The organism is Citrobacter cronae (genome assembly GCF_016893685.1).
Classification (GTDB): domain Bacteria; phylum Pseudomonadota; class Gammaproteobacteria; order Enterobacterales; family Enterobacteriaceae; genus Citrobacter; species Citrobacter werkmanii.
The window spans coordinates 2,006,514-2,025,147 of sequence record NZ_CP069763.1; the positions used below are offsets into that span (position 1 = coordinate 2,006,514).

General features: G+C 52.9%; 18 protein-coding genes and 1 other annotated feature. Of the genes, 12 read left to right on the forward strand and 6 right to left on the reverse strand.

The window, feature by feature from the left end; genetic code table 11:
- The first annotated feature begins 10 nt into the window (after window positions 1-10).
- The 3 genes from creB to creD are packed head-to-tail and all read left to right on the forward strand — an operon-like array spanning window position 11 to window position 3,543.
- Window positions 11-700 carry a two-component system response regulator CreB gene (gene creB / locus JSN25_RS08580; protein ID WP_038637035.1) on the forward strand — a complete coding sequence of 230 codons (690 nt, stop codon included), beginning with the start codon at window positions 11-13 and terminating at the stop codon, window positions 698-700.
- Window positions 700-2,124: a two-component system sensor histidine kinase CreC gene (gene creC, locus JSN25_RS08585; protein WP_150344636.1), complete on the forward strand. Its 1,425-nt coding sequence runs from the start codon at window positions 700-702 to the stop codon at window positions 2,122-2,124. The genes creB and creC overlap by 1 nt, the downstream gene beginning before the upstream one ends.
- 57 nt (window positions 2,125-2,181) lie before the next feature.
- On the forward strand, window positions 2,182-3,543 hold the full coding sequence (gene creD / locus JSN25_RS08590) for a cell envelope integrity protein CreD (protein ID WP_204525618.1): 1,362 nt from the start codon (window positions 2,182-2,184) through the stop codon (window positions 3,541-3,543).
- 60 nt (window positions 3,544-3,603) lie between these two features.
- On the opposite strand, the gene arcA is transcribed toward creD, so the two are convergent.
- Window positions 3,604-4,320: a two-component system response regulator ArcA gene (arcA, locus tag JSN25_RS08595; protein WP_001194359.1), complete on the reverse strand. Its 717-nt coding sequence runs from the start codon at window positions 4,318-4,320 to the stop codon at window positions 3,604-3,606.
- Between the two features lie 95 nt (window positions 4,321-4,415).
- Here arcA and yjjY point away from each other — a divergent pair, with 95 nt between their 5' ends.
- The 6 genes from yjjY (at window position 4,416) to thrC (ending at window position 10,681) form a co-directional block, all read left to right on the forward strand.
- The gene (gene yjjY, locus JSN25_RS08600; protein WP_042998021.1) at window positions 4,416-4,556 is read left to right on the forward strand and encodes a YjjY family protein; all 141 of its coding nucleotides are present in this window, start codon (window positions 4,416-4,418) and stop codon (window positions 4,554-4,556) included.
- A 398-nt stretch (window positions 4,557-4,954) separates the two neighbouring features.
- A complete protein-coding gene (locus tag JSN25_RS08605; RefSeq protein ID WP_204525619.1) occupies window positions 4,955-5,641 on the forward strand; it encodes a tRNA/rRNA methyltransferase in 687 nt (228 codons plus the stop codon).
- Window positions 5,642-5,847: 206 nt separating this feature from the next.
- Window positions 5,848-5,974: a sequence feature (Thr leader region), on the forward strand.
- A complete protein-coding gene (thrL, locus tag JSN25_RS08610; protein WP_032337689.1) occupies window positions 5,853-5,918 on the forward strand; it encodes a thr operon leader peptide in 66 nt (21 codons plus the stop codon). Its footprint overlaps the feature before it by 66 nt.
- 23 nt (window positions 5,975-5,997) lie before the next feature.
- Window positions 5,998-8,460 carry a bifunctional aspartate kinase/homoserine dehydrogenase I gene (gene thrA, locus JSN25_RS08615; RefSeq protein ID WP_204525620.1) on the forward strand — a complete coding sequence of 821 codons (2,463 nt, stop codon included), beginning with the start codon at window positions 5,998-6,000 and terminating at the stop codon, window positions 8,458-8,460.
- A 1-nt stretch (window position 8,461) separates the two neighbouring features.
- A complete protein-coding gene (thrB, locus tag JSN25_RS08620) occupies window positions 8,462-9,391 on the forward strand; it encodes a homoserine kinase (protein WP_038637046.1) in 930 nt (309 codons plus the stop codon).
- A 3-nt stretch (window positions 9,392-9,394) separates the two neighbouring features.
- Window positions 9,395-10,681, forward strand: coding sequence for a threonine synthase (gene thrC, locus JSN25_RS08625; RefSeq protein WP_069324092.1), 1,287 nt, complete (start codon window positions 9,395-9,397; stop codon window positions 10,679-10,681).
- A gap of 84 nt (window positions 10,682-10,765) precedes the next feature.
- Here thrC and yaaA read toward each other — a convergent pair whose 3' ends face one another.
- Both yaaA and JSN25_RS08635 read right to left on the reverse strand, forming a co-directional pair.
- Entirely contained in the window at window positions 10,766-11,539 is a 774-nt protein-coding gene (gene yaaA / locus JSN25_RS08630) for a peroxide stress protein YaaA (RefSeq protein ID WP_042312480.1), read from the reverse strand.
- A 77-nt stretch (window positions 11,540-11,616) separates the two neighbouring features.
- Window positions 11,617-13,047, reverse strand: coding sequence for an alanine/glycine:cation symporter family protein (locus JSN25_RS08635; protein ID WP_204525621.1), 1,431 nt, complete (start codon window positions 13,045-13,047; stop codon window positions 11,617-11,619).
- A gap of 274 nt (window positions 13,048-13,321) precedes the next feature.
- Here JSN25_RS08635 and tal point away from each other — a divergent pair, with 274 nt between their 5' ends.
- From tal to JSN25_RS08650, 3 genes are all read left to right on the forward strand, one after another.
- Complete coding sequence (gene tal / locus JSN25_RS08640) at window positions 13,322-14,275, forward strand: transaldolase (RefSeq protein WP_005124064.1); 954 nt, start codon at window positions 13,322-13,324, stop codon at window positions 14,273-14,275.
- Between the two features lie 110 nt (window positions 14,276-14,385).
- Window positions 14,386-14,973 (forward strand): molybdopterin adenylyltransferase, encoded by a 588-nt coding sequence (gene mog, locus JSN25_RS08645; protein WP_044699039.1) that lies wholly within the window; start codon window positions 14,386-14,388, stop codon window positions 14,971-14,973.
- Between the two features lie 124 nt (window positions 14,974-15,097).
- A complete protein-coding gene (locus JSN25_RS08650; RefSeq protein ID WP_003829746.1) occupies window positions 15,098-16,405 on the forward strand; it encodes an MFS transporter in 1,308 nt (435 codons plus the stop codon).
- A 34-nt stretch (window positions 16,406-16,439) separates the two neighbouring features.
- On the opposite strand, the gene satP is transcribed toward JSN25_RS08650, so the two are convergent.
- The 3 genes from satP to JSN25_RS08665 all read right to left on the reverse strand — a co-directional run bounded on the left by satP (window position 16,440) and on the right by JSN25_RS08665 (window position 18,305).
- A complete protein-coding gene (gene satP / locus JSN25_RS08655; RefSeq protein ID WP_006686623.1) occupies window positions 16,440-17,006 on the reverse strand; it encodes an acetate uptake transporter in 567 nt (188 codons plus the stop codon).
- 148 nt (window positions 17,007-17,154) lie between these two features.
- Entirely contained in the window at window positions 17,155-17,868 is a 714-nt protein-coding gene (msyB, locus tag JSN25_RS08660) for an acidic protein MsyB (RefSeq protein WP_038637060.1), read from the reverse strand.
- A gap of 32 nt (window positions 17,869-17,900) precedes the next feature.
- Window positions 17,901-18,305: a DUF2541 family protein gene (locus JSN25_RS08665; RefSeq protein WP_204525622.1), complete on the reverse strand. Its 405-nt coding sequence runs from the start codon at window positions 18,303-18,305 to the stop codon at window positions 17,901-17,903.
- Window positions 18,306-18,634: the final 329 nt, after the last annotated feature.

Genomic DNA, 18,634 nt, shown 5'->3' on the forward strand with positions numbered 1-18,634 from the left:
AGGAAGCAAAATGCAACAGCCGTTGATCTGGTTGGTTGAGGATGAGCAGGGCATCGCGGATACGCTTATTTACATGCTGCAGCAGGAAGGCTTTCGCGTAGAAGCGTTTGAGCGCGGGCTGCCGGTGCTGGAAAATGCGCGCCAGAGATGCCCCGATGCGATAATTCTGGACGTCGGCCTGCCGGATATCAGTGGTTTTGAGCTGTGTCGACGCCTGCTGGAACGTCATCCGGCGCTGCCGATCCTCTTTCTCACCGCGCGCAGCGATGAAGTGGACCGCTTGCTGGGGCTGGAGATCGGCGCGGATGATTATGTTGCCAAACCCTTCTCGCCGCGTGAGGTGTGCGCCCGCGTACGTACACTGCTGCGGCGGGTGCAAAAATTCGCCTCTCCTTCCACAACGACGCGCTGCGGGGATTTTGAGCTTAATGAGCTGGCCGCGCAGATTACCTGGTTCGGTATACCGTTAACTCTGACGCGCTATGAATTCCTGTTGCTGAAAACACTGCTGATGTCGCCGGGGCGCATTTACTCTCGCCAGCAATTGATGGATTTAGTCTGGGCCGATGCGCAGGACACCTTCGACAGAACGGTCGATACCCACATCAAAACGCTGCGAGCCAAACTACGGGCGATCAACCCTGAGATCTCGCCCATTAATACGCATCGCGGTATGGGATACAGCCTGAGGAGCGTCTGATGCGCATTGGTATGCGTTTGCTGCTCGGCTATTTCCTGATTGTCGCCGTTGCCGCCTGGTTCGTGTTGTCGATCTTTGTGCAGGAAATTAAGCCTGGCGTCCGCCGGGCGACTGAAGGCACATTGATTGATACCGCCACGTTGCTGGCTGCGCTGGCGCGTGATGATTTACTCTCTGACGCTCCCGCCAACGGTAAACTGGCGCAGGCATTTTCCCAACTGCATAACCGCCCATTCCGTGCCAATATCAGCGGCATTAACAAAGTGCGTAATGAATACCATGTCTATATGACGGACGCGCAGGGTAAGGTGCTGTTTGATTCCGCTAACAAAGCGCTCGGCCAGGACTACTCCCGTTGGAATGACGTGTGGTTAACGTTGCGTGGGCAGTATGGCGCCCGCAGTACGTTGCAGAATCCGAACGATCCGGAAAGTTCGGTAATGTACGTTGCCGCGCCGATCGTTGACGGCGGGCGTATTATCGGGGTGCTTAGCGTTGGCAAACCCAATGCGGCGATGGCGCCGGTGATTAAACGCAGTGAACGGCGGATGCTGTGGGCCAGCGCGGTATTGCTGGGGATCGCCTTAGTGATTGGCGCGGGGATGGTATGGTGGATCAACCGTTCTATTGCCCGACTGGCGCGCTATGCCGATTCCGTTACTGAGAATCGCCCCGTCCCACTACCTGATTTAGGCAGCAGCGAGCTACGTAAACTGGCGCAGGCGCTGGAAAGTATGCGTCTGAAGCTGGAGGGCAAGAATTATATTGAGCAGTACGTTTATGCGTTAACGCATGAACTCAAAAGTCCGCTGGCGGCCATTCGCGGCGCGGCGGAAATTTTGCGCGAAGGCCCGCCGCCGAACGTGGTGGCGCGTTTTACCGATAATATTCTGGTACAAAATGCGCGCATGCAGGCGCTGGTTGAAACTTTGTTACGCCAGGCGCGCCTGGAGAATCGCCAGGACATTACGTTGACGCCGGTGGCGGTAGATGCGCTGTTTGCCCAGCTCAAAGAGGCCCGGAGCGTGCAACTGGCGGCAAAAAACATCACGCTGACCATTATGCCTTCATCGCTTAGCGTTGATGCCGATCCCGCGCTGCTGGAGCAGGCATTGGGGAATTTGCTCGACAACGCTATCGACTTTACGCCACAGGACGGGACGATTGTGTTGAGCGCGCATCAGCACGAAGATCAGGTCACGTTGCAGGTTACCGACAGCGGCAGCGGGATCCCTGACTTTGCGTTGCCGCGTATTTTTGAACGCTTCTACTCGCTGCCCCGTGAAAATGGGCTTAAGAGCAGCGGATTGGGACTGGCGTTTGTCAGTGAGGTTGCGCGACTGCATGCAGGCTCGGTGACCTTACGCAATCGACCGGAAGGTGGGGCACAGGCTTCGTTTACGCTTCACCGTCACTTCACATAACTTCAAATTCCCCGCACATAGCTGTTCTACCTTGTTGGTATTGCAAAGGAGAACGCTATGTTGAAATCACCCCTGTTCTGGAAAATCGTCACCTTAGGTGGCGCTATGCTGCTGTTGTTAATTCCCCTGACAATGGTCAGGCAGATAATCGTTGAGCGATCGGACTATCGCCATGACGTTGAAGATGCAATCCGCCAGAGCACCAGCGGACCGCAAAAGATGGTCGGCCCGTTGATTGCCGTTCCGGTGACGGAACTTTATACCGAGCTGGAGGAGGGGAAAGAGGTCCAGCGTAAGCGCAGCTATATCCATTTCTGGTTACCGGAATCGTTGGTCGTCGAGGGAAGCCAAAACGTTGAAGCGCGTAAAATTGGTATTTATGAAGGCCAGGTCTGGCATAACGATTTGGCGGTGAAAGCCGAGTTTAACGCTGAACGTTTGAGTGATTTAAACCATCCTAATGTCAGTATCGGCAAACCGTTCATAGTGGTGGGCGTGGGGGATGCGCGTGGGATCGGCGTAGTGAAAGCCCCCCAGGTTAACGGCACGTCGCTGGCCGTGGAGCCAGGAACGGGTCTGGCGGGGCGTGCTCAGGGGATCCATATTCCGCTACCCAACGCGAGCTGGACGGCGCAAAATCTCAGCATGGCGCTGTCGCTTAATTTGAGCGGAACCGGCGACTTCTCCGTCGTTCCGGTTGGCCGTAACAGTGAAATGACCTTAACCAGCAATTGGCCGCATCCCAACTTTCTTGGGGATTTTCTTCCGGCTAAGCGCGAAATCAGTGAGTCTGGATTCAGTGCCCAGTGGCAAAGCAGTTGGTTTGCCAATAACCTCGGCGAACGCTTTGATGGTGAAAAGATTGGCTGGGAGGGAATGCCTGCATTTAGCGTTGCTGTCGCCACGCCTGCGGATCAATATCAATTGACGGACAGGGCGACAAAATATGCCATTTTGCTGATTGTGTTGACCTTTATGTCTTTCTTTGTGCTTGAAAGCATGACCAGCCTTCGACTGCACCCGATGCAGTACCTGCTGGTGGGGTTATCGCTGGTGATGTTTTATCTGTTGCTGCTGGCGTTGTCAGAACACATTGGTTTTACCGCCGCGTGGATTACGGCAAGCCTTGTGGGCGCATTGATGAACGGTGTATATCTGCAGGCGATATTACAGGGTTGGCGCAAGAGTATTTTGTTCACCGTAGCGCTGCTGGGGCTGGATGGCGTGATGTGGGTGTTGCTCCGTTCGCAGGACAGTTCTTTACTGCTTGGCACCAGCGTGCTGTTATTCGCGCTGTGTGGCGTGATGTTCCTGACGCGTCATCTTGACTGGCACTCGCTGGCGCAGCCAAAACCAACGTCGAAAGCGCTTCCTGAGCCGCAACCCGTTGAGAGTGATGAATTACGTATATGGAAATAGCGGAGCGGTGAAATGAAAAACGGCGCATAAAGCGCCGTTTTTATACGTGTGAGGATCGAATTAATCCTGCAGGTCGCCGCAGAAACGGTAGCCTTCACCGTGGATGGTAGCGATGATTTCTGGCGTATCCGGCGTTGATTCGAAATGTTTACGAATGCGGCGGATAGTCACGTCAACGGTACGGTCATGTGGCTTCAGTTCGCGACCGGTCATTTTTTTCAGCAGTTCTGCGCGAGACTGGATTTTGCCAGGATTCTCACAGAAGTGAAGCATGGCGCGGAATTCGCTGCGTGGCAGTTTATACTGCTCGCCATCAGGACCAATCAGAGAGCGGCTGTTGATGTCCAGCTCCCAGCCATTGAACTTGTAGCTCTCGACGCTACGGCGTTCTTCGCTGACGGTACCCAGGTTCATGGTACGCGACAGCAGGTTACGAGCACGGATAGTCAGTTCGCGCGGGTTAAACGGCTTGGTGATGTAATCGTCGGCGCCGATTTCGAGGCCGAGAATTTTATCGACTTCGTTATCACGGCCCGTCAGGAACATCAGCGCAACGTTAGCTTGTTCGCGGAGTTCGCGCGCTAACAGGAGGCCATTTTTCCCAGGCAGATTGATATCCATAATCACAAGGTTGATGTCATATTCAGAGAGAATCTGATGCATTTCCGCGCCATCTGTCGCTTCGAATACATCATAGCCTTCTGCTTCGAAAATGCTTTTCAACGTGTTGCGTGTTACTAACTCGTCTTCAACGATAAGAATGTGCGGGGTCTGCATGTTTGCTACCTAAATTGCCAACTAAATCGAAACAGGAAGTACAAAAGTCCCTGACCTGCCTGATGCATGCCGTAAATTAACATGATCGGCGTAACATGACTAAAGTACGTAATTGCGTTCTTGATGCACTTTCCATCAACGTCAACAACATCATTAGCTTGGTCGTGGGTAGTTTCCCTCTGGACCCGACAGTGTCAAAAACGGCTGTCATCCTAACCATTTTAACAGCAACATAACAGGCTAAGACGTACCGGACACCCAATAAAACTACGCTTCGTTGACATATATCAAGTTCAATTGTAGCACGTTAACAGTTTGATGAAATCAACGCATCCAAATGTTTGCTTTCATCACAAAATTGCAATATTACAACTAGTTGCACGAGCTAATTAATAAATGTAATGAATCCAACCAATGCTATCCATTTTAAATTAAATTATCATGGATAAACAGCAGGATATGCAACTTCTGTTAACATAAAAAGCAATAGTACAGGTTGGAAATAGTTTAGCATTTTTTATTAGATGCGAAATCCTTTTTCAGTGATTTCTGTTAAAAATATGTAAATTCGCGCTGCGTAATATGTTGATGTGCGTCACATTATTACCTGCCGACTGGCCAAAAGAGTATCGAAATGCGTTTAACAATTATTCTGGTTGCCCCTGCCAGAGCGGAAAATATTGGTGCGGCTGCCCGCGCGATGAAGACCATGGGATTCACTCAATTGCGGATCGTGGACAGCGAGGCCCACCTGGAGCCTGCAACGCGATGGGTCGCACATGGATCGGGCGACATTATTGATAATATTAGCGTTTTTCCAACTCTTGCCGAAGCGTTGCACGACGTTGATTTTACCGTTGCGACCACGGCACGTAGTCGGGCGAAGTTTCATTATTACGCCACGCCGGTCGAACTCGTTCCTCTGTTGCAGGAAAAATCCGCGTGGATGGATCACGCCGCGCTGGTGCTTGGGCGCGAAGATTCCGGGCTGACCAACGAAGAATTAGCGCTGGCGGATGTCCTTACCGGGGTACCAATGGTGGCTGACTACCCTTCACTTAATCTGGGGCAGGCGGTGATGGTGTATTGCTATCAATTAGCAGGTTTAATACAACAACCGGCCAAAAATAATGAGGTAGCGGATGAACTTCAGTTGCAGGCGTTGCGCGCGCGCGTTTTACGTTTATTAGCCACGCTGAACGTTTCTGACGACATCAAACTCACCGACTGGCTGCAACAGCGAATGGGCTTATTAGGGCAGCGAGACACGGCAATGCTGCACCGTTTTTTACATGATATAGAAAAAAACATAACAAAATAAAATGCTGGTTAATGTCTTATTGTTGGCGTTTTGTTTTGGTTTCAAGTGGGTCTGACATACTGTATTGGTTGAAAGTAAAAGGGCAAGCAGTGGCTCATGAACAAGTTTCGGAATGTGATCAATTTAAAAATTTATTGACTTAGGTCAGCAGATACTTTAACCCTAAAAGAATACAAGACAGACAGATAATAATTACAGAGCACACAACATCATGAAACGCATCAGCATCACCATTACCACAACCATCACCATTACCACAGGTAACGGTGCGGGCTGACGCGTACAGGAAACACAAGAAAAAGCCCGCACCTAAACAGTGCGGGCTTTTTTTTCGACCAAAGGCAATGAGGTAAACCATGCGAGTGTTGAAGTTCGGCGGTACATCAGTGGCAAATGCAGAGCGATTTCTGCGGGTTGCCGACATTCTGGAAAGCAATGCCAGACAGGGGCAGGTCGCGACCGTTCTCTCTGCCCCCGCCAAAATTACCAACCATCTGGTGGCGATGATTGAAAAGACCATCGGTGGTCAGGATGCTTTAGCCAACATCAGCGATGCCGAACGCATTTTCTCAGAGCTTTTAGCTGGTCTTGCCGCCGCGCAGGCGGGTTTCCCGCTGGCTCCGCTCAAAGCCTTGGTTGAACAAGAATTTGCTCAGATTAAGCACGTCCTGCACGGTATCAGCCTGTTGGGGCAGTGCCCGGACAGCATCAATGCCGCGCTTATCTGCCGTGGCGAAAAAATGTCGATCGCCATCATGGCTGGCCTGCTGGAAGCGCGCGGGCACAACGTGACGGTCATCGACCCGGTTGAGAAACTGCTGGCGGTTGGCCATTACCTCGAATCTACTGTTGATATCGCCGAGTCTACGCGCCGCATTGCCGCCAGCCGTATTCCAGCGGACCATATGATTCTGATGGCCGGATTTACCGCCGGGAATGAAAAAGGTGAGTTAGTGGTGCTGGGGCGTAATGGCTCTGACTACTCCGCCGCCGTACTGGCCGCCTGTTTGCGTGCGGACTGTTGCGAGATCTGGACCGATGTCGACGGCGTATATACCTGCGATCCGCGTCAGGTACCCGATGCCCGACTGCTGAAGTCGATGTCTTATCAGGAAGCGATGGAGCTTTCTTACTTCGGCGCTAAAGTACTACATCCGCGCACCATTACCCCTATTGCCCAGTTCCAGATCCCGTGCCTGATTAAAAATACCGGCAATCCGCAAGCGCCCGGTACGCTGATCGGTGCCAGCAGTGATGACGACGACTTGCCGGTAAAAGGCATTTCTAACCTCAATAACATGGCGATGTTTAGCGTCTCCGGCCCTGGAATGAAAGGTATGGTGGGCATGGCGGCGCGCGTTTTCGCCGCGATGTCGCGTGCAGGCATCTCGGTGGTGCTGATCACGCAATCCTCTTCTGAATACAGCATCAGCTTCTGTGTCCCGCAGGGCGACTGCGCGCGTGCGCAGCGCGCGATGCAGGATGAATTCTATCTCGAGCTGAAAGAAGGTCTGCTGGAGCCGCTGGCGGTGACTGAGCGTCTGGCTATCATCTCGGTGGTTGGCGACGGTATGCGCACGTTGCGCGGCATCTCGGCGAAATTCTTTGCCGCGCTGGCTCGTGCGAACATCAATATCGTGGCGATCGCCCAGGGGTCTTCTGAGCGTTCTATTTCGGTGGTGGTGAACAACGACGACGCCACCACCGGCGTACGCGTGACCCATCAGATGCTGTTCAATACCGATCAGGTGATCGAAGTGTTTGTGATTGGCGTCGGTGGGGTGGGCGGTGCGCTGCTGGAGCAGCTTAAACGTCAGCAAACCTGGCTGAAAAACAAGCATATCGATTTGCGCGTGTGCGGCGTGGCGAACTCGAAGGCCCTGCTGACCAACGTCCACGGTCTGAATCTGGAAAACTGGCAGTCTGAGCTGGAGTGTGCGAAAGAGCCTTTCAACCTTGGGCGTTTAATTCGTCTGGTGAAAGAATATCATCTGCTCAATCCGGTGATTGTCGACTGTACCTCAAGCCAGGCGGTGGCGGATCAGTATGCCGACTTCCTGCGCGAAGGCTTCCATGTGGTCACCCCGAACAAAAAGGCCAATACGTCGTCGATGGATTACTACCATCAACTGCGTTTTGCTGCGGCGAAATCGCGACGTAAATTCCTGTACGACACCAACGTGGGCGCGGGCTTGCCGGTTATTGAAAACCTGCAAAACCTGCTCAGCGCAGGCGATGAACTGCAACGATTCTCCGGCATCCTTTCCGGTTCGCTGTCATTTATTTTTGGCAAGCTGGATGAAGGCATGAGCTTCTCGCAGGCGACCACTATGGCGCGTGAGCTGGGCTATACCGAGCCCGATCCGCGTGATGATCTTTCCGGTACAGATGTGGCGCGTAAGCTGCTGATCCTGGCCCGTGAAACCGGCCGCGAGCTGGAGCTGTCTGACATTGTCATTGAACCGGTCCTGCCAACAGAATTTGATGATTCCGGTGATGTTCCCGCGTTTATGGCGAAGTTGTCGCAAATGGATGACGCCTTTGCCGCGCGCGTGGCGAAAGCTCGTGATGAGGGGAAAGTATTGCGCTATGTTGGCAATATTGAAGAAGACGGTGTCTGTCGCGTGAAAATTGATGCAGTAGACGGCAACGATCCGCTGTACAAAGTGAAAAACGGTGAAAACGCGCTGGCGTTCTATAGCCATTACTATCAGCCGTTACCGTTGGTGCTGCGCGGATACGGCGCAGGTAATGACGTAACGGCGGCGGGCGTATTTGCCGACCTGCTACGTACCCTTTCATGGAAGTTAGGAGTCTGACATGGTAAGAGTTTATGCCCCGGCTTCCAGCGCCAATATGAGCGTCGGATTTGATGTGCTCGGGGCGGCGGTAACCCCCGTAGACGGTTCGCTATTGGGTGATGTGGTCTCTGTTGAGCCAGCCGACCAGTTCAGTCTGAATAATCTTGGGCGCTTTGCTGACAAACTGCCTTCTGAGCCGCGAGAAAATATCGTCTATCAGTGCTGGGAGCGATTCTGTCAGGAGCTGGGTAAAACCGTTCCGGTGGCAATGACGCTGGAAAAAAATATGCCGATTGGCTCCGGGTTAGGTTCCAGCGCCTGTTCCGTTGTGGCGGCGTTAGTCGCCATGAACGAGCACTGTGGGAAACCGCTCAACGACACGCGCCTGTTGGCGATCATGGGAGAGCTGGAAGGACGTATCTCCGGCAGTATTCATTACGATAATGTTGCCCCGTGCTTTTTGGGCGGTATGCAGTTAATGATCGAAGAAAACGGCATTATCAGCCAGCAGGTGCCAGGCTTTGATGAGTGGCTGTGGGTACTGGCGTATCCGGGGATTAAAGTGTCGACGGCGGAAGCGCGGGCCATTTTACCTGCGCAGTATCGCCGTCAGGACTGCATCGCCCACGGGCGGCATCTGGCAGGGTTTATCCATGCCTGCTATTCCCGTCAGCCTCTTCTGGCCGCGAAGCTGATGAAAGATGTCATCGCTGAGCCGTATCGTACCCGCTTGCTGCCAGGCTTCAGTCAGGCGCGTCAGGCGGTAGCGGAAATCGGCGCGTTGGCCAGCGGGATCTCCGGGTCAGGACCGACGCTGTTCGCCTTGTGCGATAAGCCGGATACGGCGCAGCGTGTTGCAGACTGGCTGGCTAAACATTATCTGCAAAATCAGGAAGGCTTTGTTCATATTTGCCGGTTGGACACGGCAGGCGCACGGGTACTGGGATAATCAATGAAACTCTATAATCTGAAAGATCATAACGAACAGGTCAGCTTTGCGCAGGCCGTCACGCAAGGGCTTGGCAAGAATCAGGGGTTGTTTTTTCCGCACGATCTGCCGGAATTCAATCTGACAGAAGTGGATGAGATGCTGAACCAGGACTTCGTTAGCCGCAGCGCTAAGATCCTTTCCGCATTTATTGGCGACGAGATCTCGCAGGAGATCCTGGAAGAGCGCGTACGCGCGGCGTTTGCGTTCCCGGCGCCGGTTGCTCAGGTTGCAGCGGACATTGGCTGTCTGGAGCTGTTCCACGGTCCTACACTGGCATTTAAAGACTTTGGCGGGCGCTTTATGGCGCAGATGCTGACGCACATCAGCGGCGACAAACCGGTAACGATTCTGACGGCGACCTCCGGCGATACCGGTGCTGCGGTGGCGCATGCGTTTTATGGTCTGCCGAACGTTCGCGTGGTGATCCTCTACCCGAACGGCAAGATCAGCCCATTACAGGAAAAACTGTTCTGTACGCTGGGCGGTAACATTGAAACCGTCGCTATTGATGGTGATTTTGATGCTTGCCAGGCGTTGGTGAAACAGGCGTTTGATGACGAAGAACTGAAGGTAGCGCTGGGGCTGAATTCGGCTAACTCAATCAATATCAGCCGTCTGCTGGCGCAAATCTGTTACTACTTTGAAGCTGTGGCTCAACTGCCGCAAGAAGCGCGCAACCAGCTGGTTATTTCCGTTCCCAGCGGCAACTTTGGCGATCTGACCGCCGGACTGCTGGCGAAATCGCTGGGCTTGCCGGTGAAGCGCTTTATTGCGGCGACCAACGTCAACGATACGGTTCCACGCTTCCTTGCAGAAGGCGAGTGGGCGCCGAAGGCGACGCAGGCGACGTTATCCAACGCGATGGATGTCAGCCAGCCGAACAACTGGCCGCGTGTGGAAGAACTGTTCCGCCGTAAAATCTGGCGTCTGAATGAGCTGGGGTATGCCGCCGTTGACGATGCTACCACTCAGGATACGATGCGCGAGCTGCATGAAATGGGGTACACCTCAGAACCGCATGCGGCGGTGGCTTACCGTGCGCTGCGTGACCAGTTGAATCCTGGCGAGTATGGCTTGTTCCTCGGCACCGCGCATCCGGCGAAGTTTAAGGAAAGCGTTGAAGAGATTCTTGAGCTTACGCTGGCTCTGCCAAAAGAGCTGGCGGAGCGCGCTGATTTGCCGCTGCTCTCTCATCACCTGCCTGCTGATTTTGCTGCGCTGCGTAAGCTGATGATGACCCGCGGTTAACGGTAGTGCCCGCTGGCGTTGTGCTTAGCGGGCCTGCAAAACCTGTAGGCCGGATAAGGCGTTAGCCGCCATCCGGCATGTACACTACTGCTCGTGGCGTTTAAACACCAGTTCGCCATTCCCTGACGCTTCTTCATCAAAGAAATAGCCTTCACTGTTAAATGCCGTCAGTTGCTCTGGCTGAGTTAAGCGATTTTCAATGATGTAGCGGCTCATCAGGCCACGCGCTTTTTTGGCATAAAAGCTGATGACTTTGAACTTACCGTTCTTCTCATCGAGGAAGACCGGTTTGATAAGTTCGGCGTTCAGTTTTTTCGGCTTCACGGATTTAAAATATTCATCTGATGCGAGGTTAATCACCACGCTGTCGCCTTGTGCTTCCAGCGCTTCGTTAAGTTTGTCGGTGATGGTATCGCCCCAGAACTGGTAAAGATCTTTCCCCTTTGGATTGGCCAGACGAATGCCCATCTCCAGACGGTAAGGCTGCATCAAATCCAGCGGACGCAACACGCCGTACAGCCCGGACAACATGCGTAAATGCTGCTGAGCGAAGTCAAAATCCGCTTCGCTGAAGGTTTCAGCCTGCAGCCCGGTATAAACGTCGCCTTTAAACGCCAGAATAGCCTGACGCGCATTCTCCGGTGTGAAATCGGGTTGCCAGTCATGGAAACGGGTGGCGTTCAGATCCGCCAGCTTGTCGCTAATTCCCATCAGCTTGCCAATCTGCGGCGCGGAGAGTTGTCGCGCCACGTGAATAAGCTGCTGCGAGTGATCCAGCAGTTCGGGCAGCGTGTGGCGTGTGGTTGCCAGCGGACTTTGGTAGTCGAGCGTTTTTGCAGGTGAAATCAGAATCAGCATATCCAGTCCTTGCAGGAAATTTACTGCGACTTTAGCAAAAAAATGGACAGAATTGATCGATGGTTGCGATTGCCGCGTTAATCACGCGGCGTTTCATCCCAGCTTTCGGGCGCAAGCTGCTGCCTGATATCAGGATAACGACGCGGATCAAATTCCGGGCGCACCCCGAGTTTACGCTGGCGCAGATAGTCGCTGGCGAGGGTATGGACAACCGGTGAGAGCAGTAAAATCGCCGTCAGGTTAGTGATGGCCATACAGGCCATGATGATGTCGGCAAGTTGCCAGAGCAGCGGGAAGCTGAGTAATGTGCCGCCGACAACGGTGCTCACGGTCGCGATACGTAATAGCCAAATTACCCGGATATTGTCCAGCTTCAGGAAAATAAGGTTGTTTTCCGCGTAGATGTAGTTGGCGACGATAGAGCTAAAGGCAAACAGGATCACAATAAAGGCGACGAATCCGGCACCCCATTCACCCGTCAGCGAGACCATCGCTCTCTGCAGCAACTGGATGCCTTCAATGGGGATAGAACTGGTGCCATTACCCGCCAGCAGAACGATCATCGCACTGGCCGTACAAAGAATCAGCGTATCGCCTAAAACACCGATCATTTGCACAATGCCTTGTGCCGCAGGATGCGGAGGCCATGACGCAGCCGAGGCGGCGGCGTTCGGGGTTGAGCCCATTCCGGCCTCATTCGAGAACATACCGCGTTGAAAGCCGCTGGCAATGGCCTGGCTTAGCGTATACCCGGCGGCGCCGGCGGCGGCTTCCTGCCAGCCAAAGGCACTTTTAACGATGGTTATGATAATGTCGGGAAGCTGAGCGAAATGCCAAAGGCAGATGACCAGGCTACAACCGACCCACAACAGAGCCATCACCGGAACAAACCATTGCATCAGACGGGCAACGCCTTTAATACCGCCGACGATGACCAGTAATGATGCGATAGCCAGGGCGATACCGGAGAAGAGGGGTGGGATATCGAAAGCAAAAGCAAGTGCGCGCGAGACCGAGTTTGCCTGCACGCTGTTAAAAATCAGTCCATATGCGATGAGTAAAAAGATGGCAAAAAGCACGCCCATCCAGCGCATACCCAGTCCACGCGCCATATACCACGCAGGACCGCCGCGAAACTGTCCCTTGCTGTCGCGTTCTTTATACAGTTGCGCAAGTGAGCATTCGGCAAACGAGGTTGCCATCCCAATGACTGCCGAGACCCACATCCAGAAAACGGCTCCCGCGCCGCCTGCGGCGATTGCCAATGCCACGCCCGCCAGATTTCCGCTGCCGATCCGCGCGGCAAGACTGGTGCATAAAGCCTGAAAGGAAGTTAAATCGCCCGGTTGCGGGCTGATGCTGTTTTTAAGACTTCTGCCAAACTGGCGAATGTAGCGAAACTGGATGAACCCCGTACGCCAGGTGAACCAACATCCTGCGCCAAGCAGGAGGTAGATCATTACCGAGCCCCAGAGTATTTCATTAATAAATGCGAAAAAATCAGGCATTAACATCCCTCTTGTTGATGCCGGTAAGCGCGAATAATCCCATGTAAGCGCTACCAATTATCGACCAGTATATACCTTCTAAGTAGATTGATTACGGGAGTTTATCATAACAACAGGTATATCCCTTAATTGCGCATCTCAGGCTTTGAGCTGCGTAATCAGAGCTGAGCGGCAGGTCGGACAATACAGGCGGTTGCGCTGAGAGTGCGTCGTGCTATCATCAGGGAAGATCGGTTACATCCCCCTAACAAGCTGTTTAAAGAGAATCACTATCATGACGGACAAATTGACCTCCCTTCGTCAGTTCACCACAGTAGTGGCCGACACCGGAGACATCGCGGCAATGAAGCTGTATCAGCCTCAGGATGCCACAACTAACCCTTCTCTCATTCTTAACGCAGCGCAGATCCCGGAATATCGCAAGCTGATTGATGACGCTGTAGCCTGGGCTAAGCAGCAGAGCAACGACCGCGCGCAGCAGGTCGTCGACGCGACCGACAAACTGGCGGTAAACATTGGTCTGGAGATCCTGAAACTGGTCCCGGGTCGCATTTCCACAGAAGTTGACGCTCGCCTGTCCTACGACACCGACGCATCCATCGCGAAAGCAAAACGTCTGATTAAACTGTACAACGATGCTGGCATCAGCAACGATCGCATTCTGATCAAACTGGCTTCAACCTGGCAGGGCATTCGTGCCGCTGAGCAGCTGGAAAAAGAAGGCATCAACTGTAACCTGACTCTGCTGTTCTCTTTCGCGCAGGCGCGCGCTTGTGCAGAAGCTGGCGTATACCTGATTTCTCCGTTCGTTGGTCGTATTCTTGACTGGTACAAAGCCAACACCGACAAGAAAGAGTATGCACCGGCAGAAGATCCGGGCGTGGTTTCCGTAACGGAAATTTACGAGTACTACAAACAGCACGGTTACGAAACCGTAGTTATGGGCGCGAGCTTCCGTAACATCGGTGAAATCATCGAGCTGGCGGGCTGCGATCGTCTGACGATTGCACCGGCGCTGCTGAAAGAGCTGGCGGAAAGCGAAGGCGCTATCGAACGTAAACTGTCCTTCTCTGGCGAAGTGAAAGCGCGTCCTGCACGTATCACTGAAGCTGAGTTCCTGTGGCAGCACAACCAGGATCCAATGGCTGTAGACAAACTGGCGGACGGTATCCGTAAGTTTGCTGTAGACCAGGGCAAACTGGAAAAAATGATCGGCGATCTGCTGTAATCATTTCGGCGTGGCCCTGACAGGGGTCACGCTACCTCTTCTGAAACCTGTCTGTCCTTCCTTTCGCAGTGTATCATTCTGTTTAACGAGACTGTTTAAACGGAATAATCATGAATACTTTACGCATTGGCCTGGTGTCCATTTCTGATCGTGCTTCCAGCGGCGTTTACCAGGATAAAGGTATCCCGGCCCTTGAAGAGTGGCTGGCATCAGCCCTAACAACCCCTTTTGAGCTGCAAACACGGCTGATCCCGGATGAACAGGCGATCATCGAACAAACCTTATGCGAGCTGGTTGATGAAATGAGCTGTCATCTGGTACTGACGACCGGCGGAACGGGGCCGGCACGTCGCGACGTAACGCCAGACGCTACGCTGGCCGTAGCCGACCGCCAGATGCCTGGTTTTGGTGAGCAAATGCGCCAGATAAGTCTGCACTTTGTGCCAACCGCAATCCTTTCCCGTCAGGTTGGCGTGATTCGCAAACAGGCGCTGATCCTGAATCTGCCTGGGCAGCCGAAATCGATCAAAGAAACGCTGGAAGGCGTGAAAGATGCCGATGGTAAGGTCATCGTGCCAGGCATTTTTGCAAGTGTACCGTATTGTATACAGCTGTTGGATGGACCTTATGTTGAGACTGCACCGTCAGTAGTAGCATCTTTTCGCCCTAAAAGCGCGATCCGCGATACAAACGCCTGAAAGTAGCCTGGTCGTGATATAAGTAATAATGAAGGTGGAGTATTGAATTGTTTACGATATAGTAATTTTTGATTTACATATATCGACAGACATATTCAATTACTCCACTGACTCATGGCTTGCTATGTCACAACACACTCGACCTCTGAATCGACAGGATTATAAAACCCTTACGCTTGCTGCCCTCGGCGGGGCGCTTGAGTTTTATGATTTCATTATCTTCGTCTTCTTTGCCGCGGTAGTTGGCGAACTTTTCTTCCCGGCCGATATCCCTGAATGGCTACGTCAGGTTCAAACCTTCGGCATTTTTGCCGCCGGATACCTGGCGCGTCCATTGGGCGGCATCATTATGGCGCATTTTGGCGACCTGGTCGGACGCAAGAAAATGTTTACCCTGAGCATTTTGCTGATGGCGATACCGACGCTGGCGATTGGCTTGTTGCCTACCTATGCCTCAATGGGGATCCTTGCGCCGTTACTGTTATTACTGATGCGCATTTTGCAGGGCGCAGCCATTGGGGGCGAAGTGCCGGGGGCGTGGGTGTTCGTGGCGGAACACGTACCGGAGCGTCGCATCGGTATCGCCTGCGGCACGCTGACGGCCGGGCTTACTGTGGGGATTCTGTTGGGGTCGGTTGTTGCAACGCTGGTGAACACCAGCCTGACGCAGCAAGCGGTGCATGACTACGGCTGGCGTATTCCTTTCCTGCTGGGCGGCGTGTTTGGGCTGGTGGCGATGTATCTGCGCCGCTGGCTGCAGGAAACGCCCATCTTCCTCGAAATGCAGCAGCGTAAGGCGTTGGCGCAAGAGCTACCGGTAAAGTCGGTGGTGAGCAAACATAAAAAAGCGGTGGTCATTTCCATGCTGCTGACCTGGCTGTTATCGGCCGGGATCGTGGTGGTGATCCTGATGTCGCCAGTCTGGCTGCAGAAACAGTATGGCTTTGCGCCAGCATTGACATTACAAGCCAACAGTGTCGCGACCATTATGCTGTGCGTCGGTTGTCTGCTGGCCGGGTTTATTGTCGACCGGGTTGGCGCCAGCAAAACCTTTATTGTCGGTAGCCTGTTGCTGGCCTGTTCGAGCTGGTTTTTCTATCATCTGACCGGTAGCCATCCTCAGCATTTGTTCTTGTTGTATGGGCTGGTGGGCTTGTGCGTTGGCGTGGTGGGGGCTGTGCCTTATGTCATGGTACGAGCGTTTCCAGCGGAAGTCCGCTTTACAGGCATCTCGTTTTCTTACAACGTTTCGTACGCCATTTTTGGTGGTCTGACGCCAATCGCCGTGACGATGTTAATGAGCGTGTCGCCAATGGCTCCAGCCTGGTATGTACTGGCGTTATCGCTGGTGGGGTTAGGGCTGGGGATTTGGCTGCGACAGGATATTTATCATCGCGATACCAGCGTGCAGGGAGAGTTACAGCGCTTGTAAGGAATATCCCCCCGTCCGGGGGGATAGCGTCAGATTAGTGCGCTTCACCAATCGGCAGGATGGTACGGCCAAACTGTTCGTTCAGCACTTCGCCCATCGCCAGGTAAATGGCGCTTGCACCACACACTAAGCCAACCCAGCCGGCAACATGGATGATCGCTTCGTTACCTGCAATGTTGCCCACGGCCAGTAGCGCGAACAGCACCGTCAGGCTCAGGAAGACAAACTGCAGCGCACGCGCAGCTTTCAGCGTGCCGAAGAACATGAACAGTGTGAACACGCCCCACAGACCCAGGTATACGCCCAGGAACTGGCCGTTGGTTGCATCCGCCAGGCCCATTTTCGGCATGATCAGGATCGCAACCAGCGTCAGCCAGAACGAGCCGTAGGAGGTAAAGGCGGTTAAACCGAAGGTGTTGCCTTTTTTATATTCCAGCAGCCCGGCAAAAATTTGCGCGATACCGCCGTAGAAAATGCCCATCGCCAGAATAATAACGTCAAAGGCGAAGAAACCCGCGTTATGCAGGTTAAGCAGAATGGTGGTCATGCCAAAGCCCATCAGGCCCAGCGGTGCCGGATTAGCCAACTTAGTGTTGCCCATAATTCCTCAAAATCATCATTGATTGAATGGTGAAATAGTTTCCCCGAATAACGATCACTGTCTTCGGGGCGCGGCATGATAATCAGGGGAGAGCGGACTGTCTATGATCTAACAAAGGGAAAATGAATTATTTTCCCTGTGATGGACATCACGCTTGTGTGTTGTTGATCATTCTGCGCAGACAGGCGATTTGCAGCACCGCCGGAATCGTCACGCGATAGGCGCTGCCGCTCACCGCTTTAACCCCGTTTAAAGCCGCGCCGACCGGGCCGCCAAGCCCTGCGCCGCGTAGCAATCCATGCCCGATGACGCTAACTGCGGCATGGGTACGCAGGATCTGCGTGAGCTGACCGGAGAGCAAATGAGCAACGCCAGTCGCCAGATGGCGATCCTTCATTAATAGCGGCAGTAACTCTTCCAGTTCAGAGACTTTTGCCTCAACGGCCTGCAAAAATTCCTGCTTATGGTCCGCATCCATTTTTTGCCAGGCATTCCGTAGAAAGTGTTCCAGCAAATACTGTTCAATTTCATACGTGGGCATCGCTTTGTCGGCTTTAAGCTTCAGGCGCTTCGAAACATCCAGCAAAATCGCCCGATACAGTTTTCCATGGCCACGAAGTTTATTGGCAATGCTGTCGCCACCATAATGCTGAAGTTCGCCGGCGATCAGTTGCCAGTTGCGGCGGTGCTGTTCCGGGTGTCCTTCCATCGATTTAAATAATTCGTTGTGGCTCAGAACGCTCGACAGACGGGCTTTCCCTTTTTCATTATGCGTTAACAGGCGAGTAATCGTGGCGAGTTGTTCCTCACTGCAATGCTGCAGAAAGTCGAGGTCGTCGTCATGCAAATACGTGACATTCATGTTTTCTATGGCTTCTGAATAAAAGGGCGTAGTTAGTCGTCGCCGATGACTTTAAGCGTCGCCATGTCAGAGGAGTTTACCGACTGGCCTGAAAAAGTGATTTTGGATACGCAGCGTTTATTGTCGTTGTCGCTATTAATATTGATCCAATTAGTGGTTTGTCCCTCTTTAAGGGATGACGGGACGTTCAGGCTTTGGCTGGAGGTGCGCGCAGCTTTGAAGTAAACGGATGCGCCGTTAAGGTTAATATCGCCTCGATCGGCGGTGAGTTGAATACGCTTCACCACCCGACAAACGGGAATTTTGAGCGTGAGATCGTTAGTTGCGTTGCGCGGCATAGCAATCATCCCCAGAACTTTATGATCGTTAGCGTGAGCGGCGCTGCTCAACAGCAGGCCCATAAGCAGGGTGGCGGAAAGGGTTAAAACGGATTTCATGAAATTTCTCTTTGACGGCTGCAAAAGTGCGTGGCTTCGCGCTAGTTTACCGCCGACAGAAAAACGATTCATTCACGTAATCTTTTCTTTTTATTACAATTTCTATGTGAATAACAGCGCTTTATTAATTGGCTTTATGAATTAATTTTGATTGGCGATTATTCATTTTTTGTAGTTTTGTGCCTTTTTTCGGCAAATTTATTGCTTCTGCGCTAAAAAAATTTTTCATGCCCCCCTTGATGAAGTGGGTTACGACCCCACTTAGTAGTCAACCGCAGTGGTGAGTCTGAAAAAAAACGATTCAGGGTAGTTGAAACCGCACGTTTCGC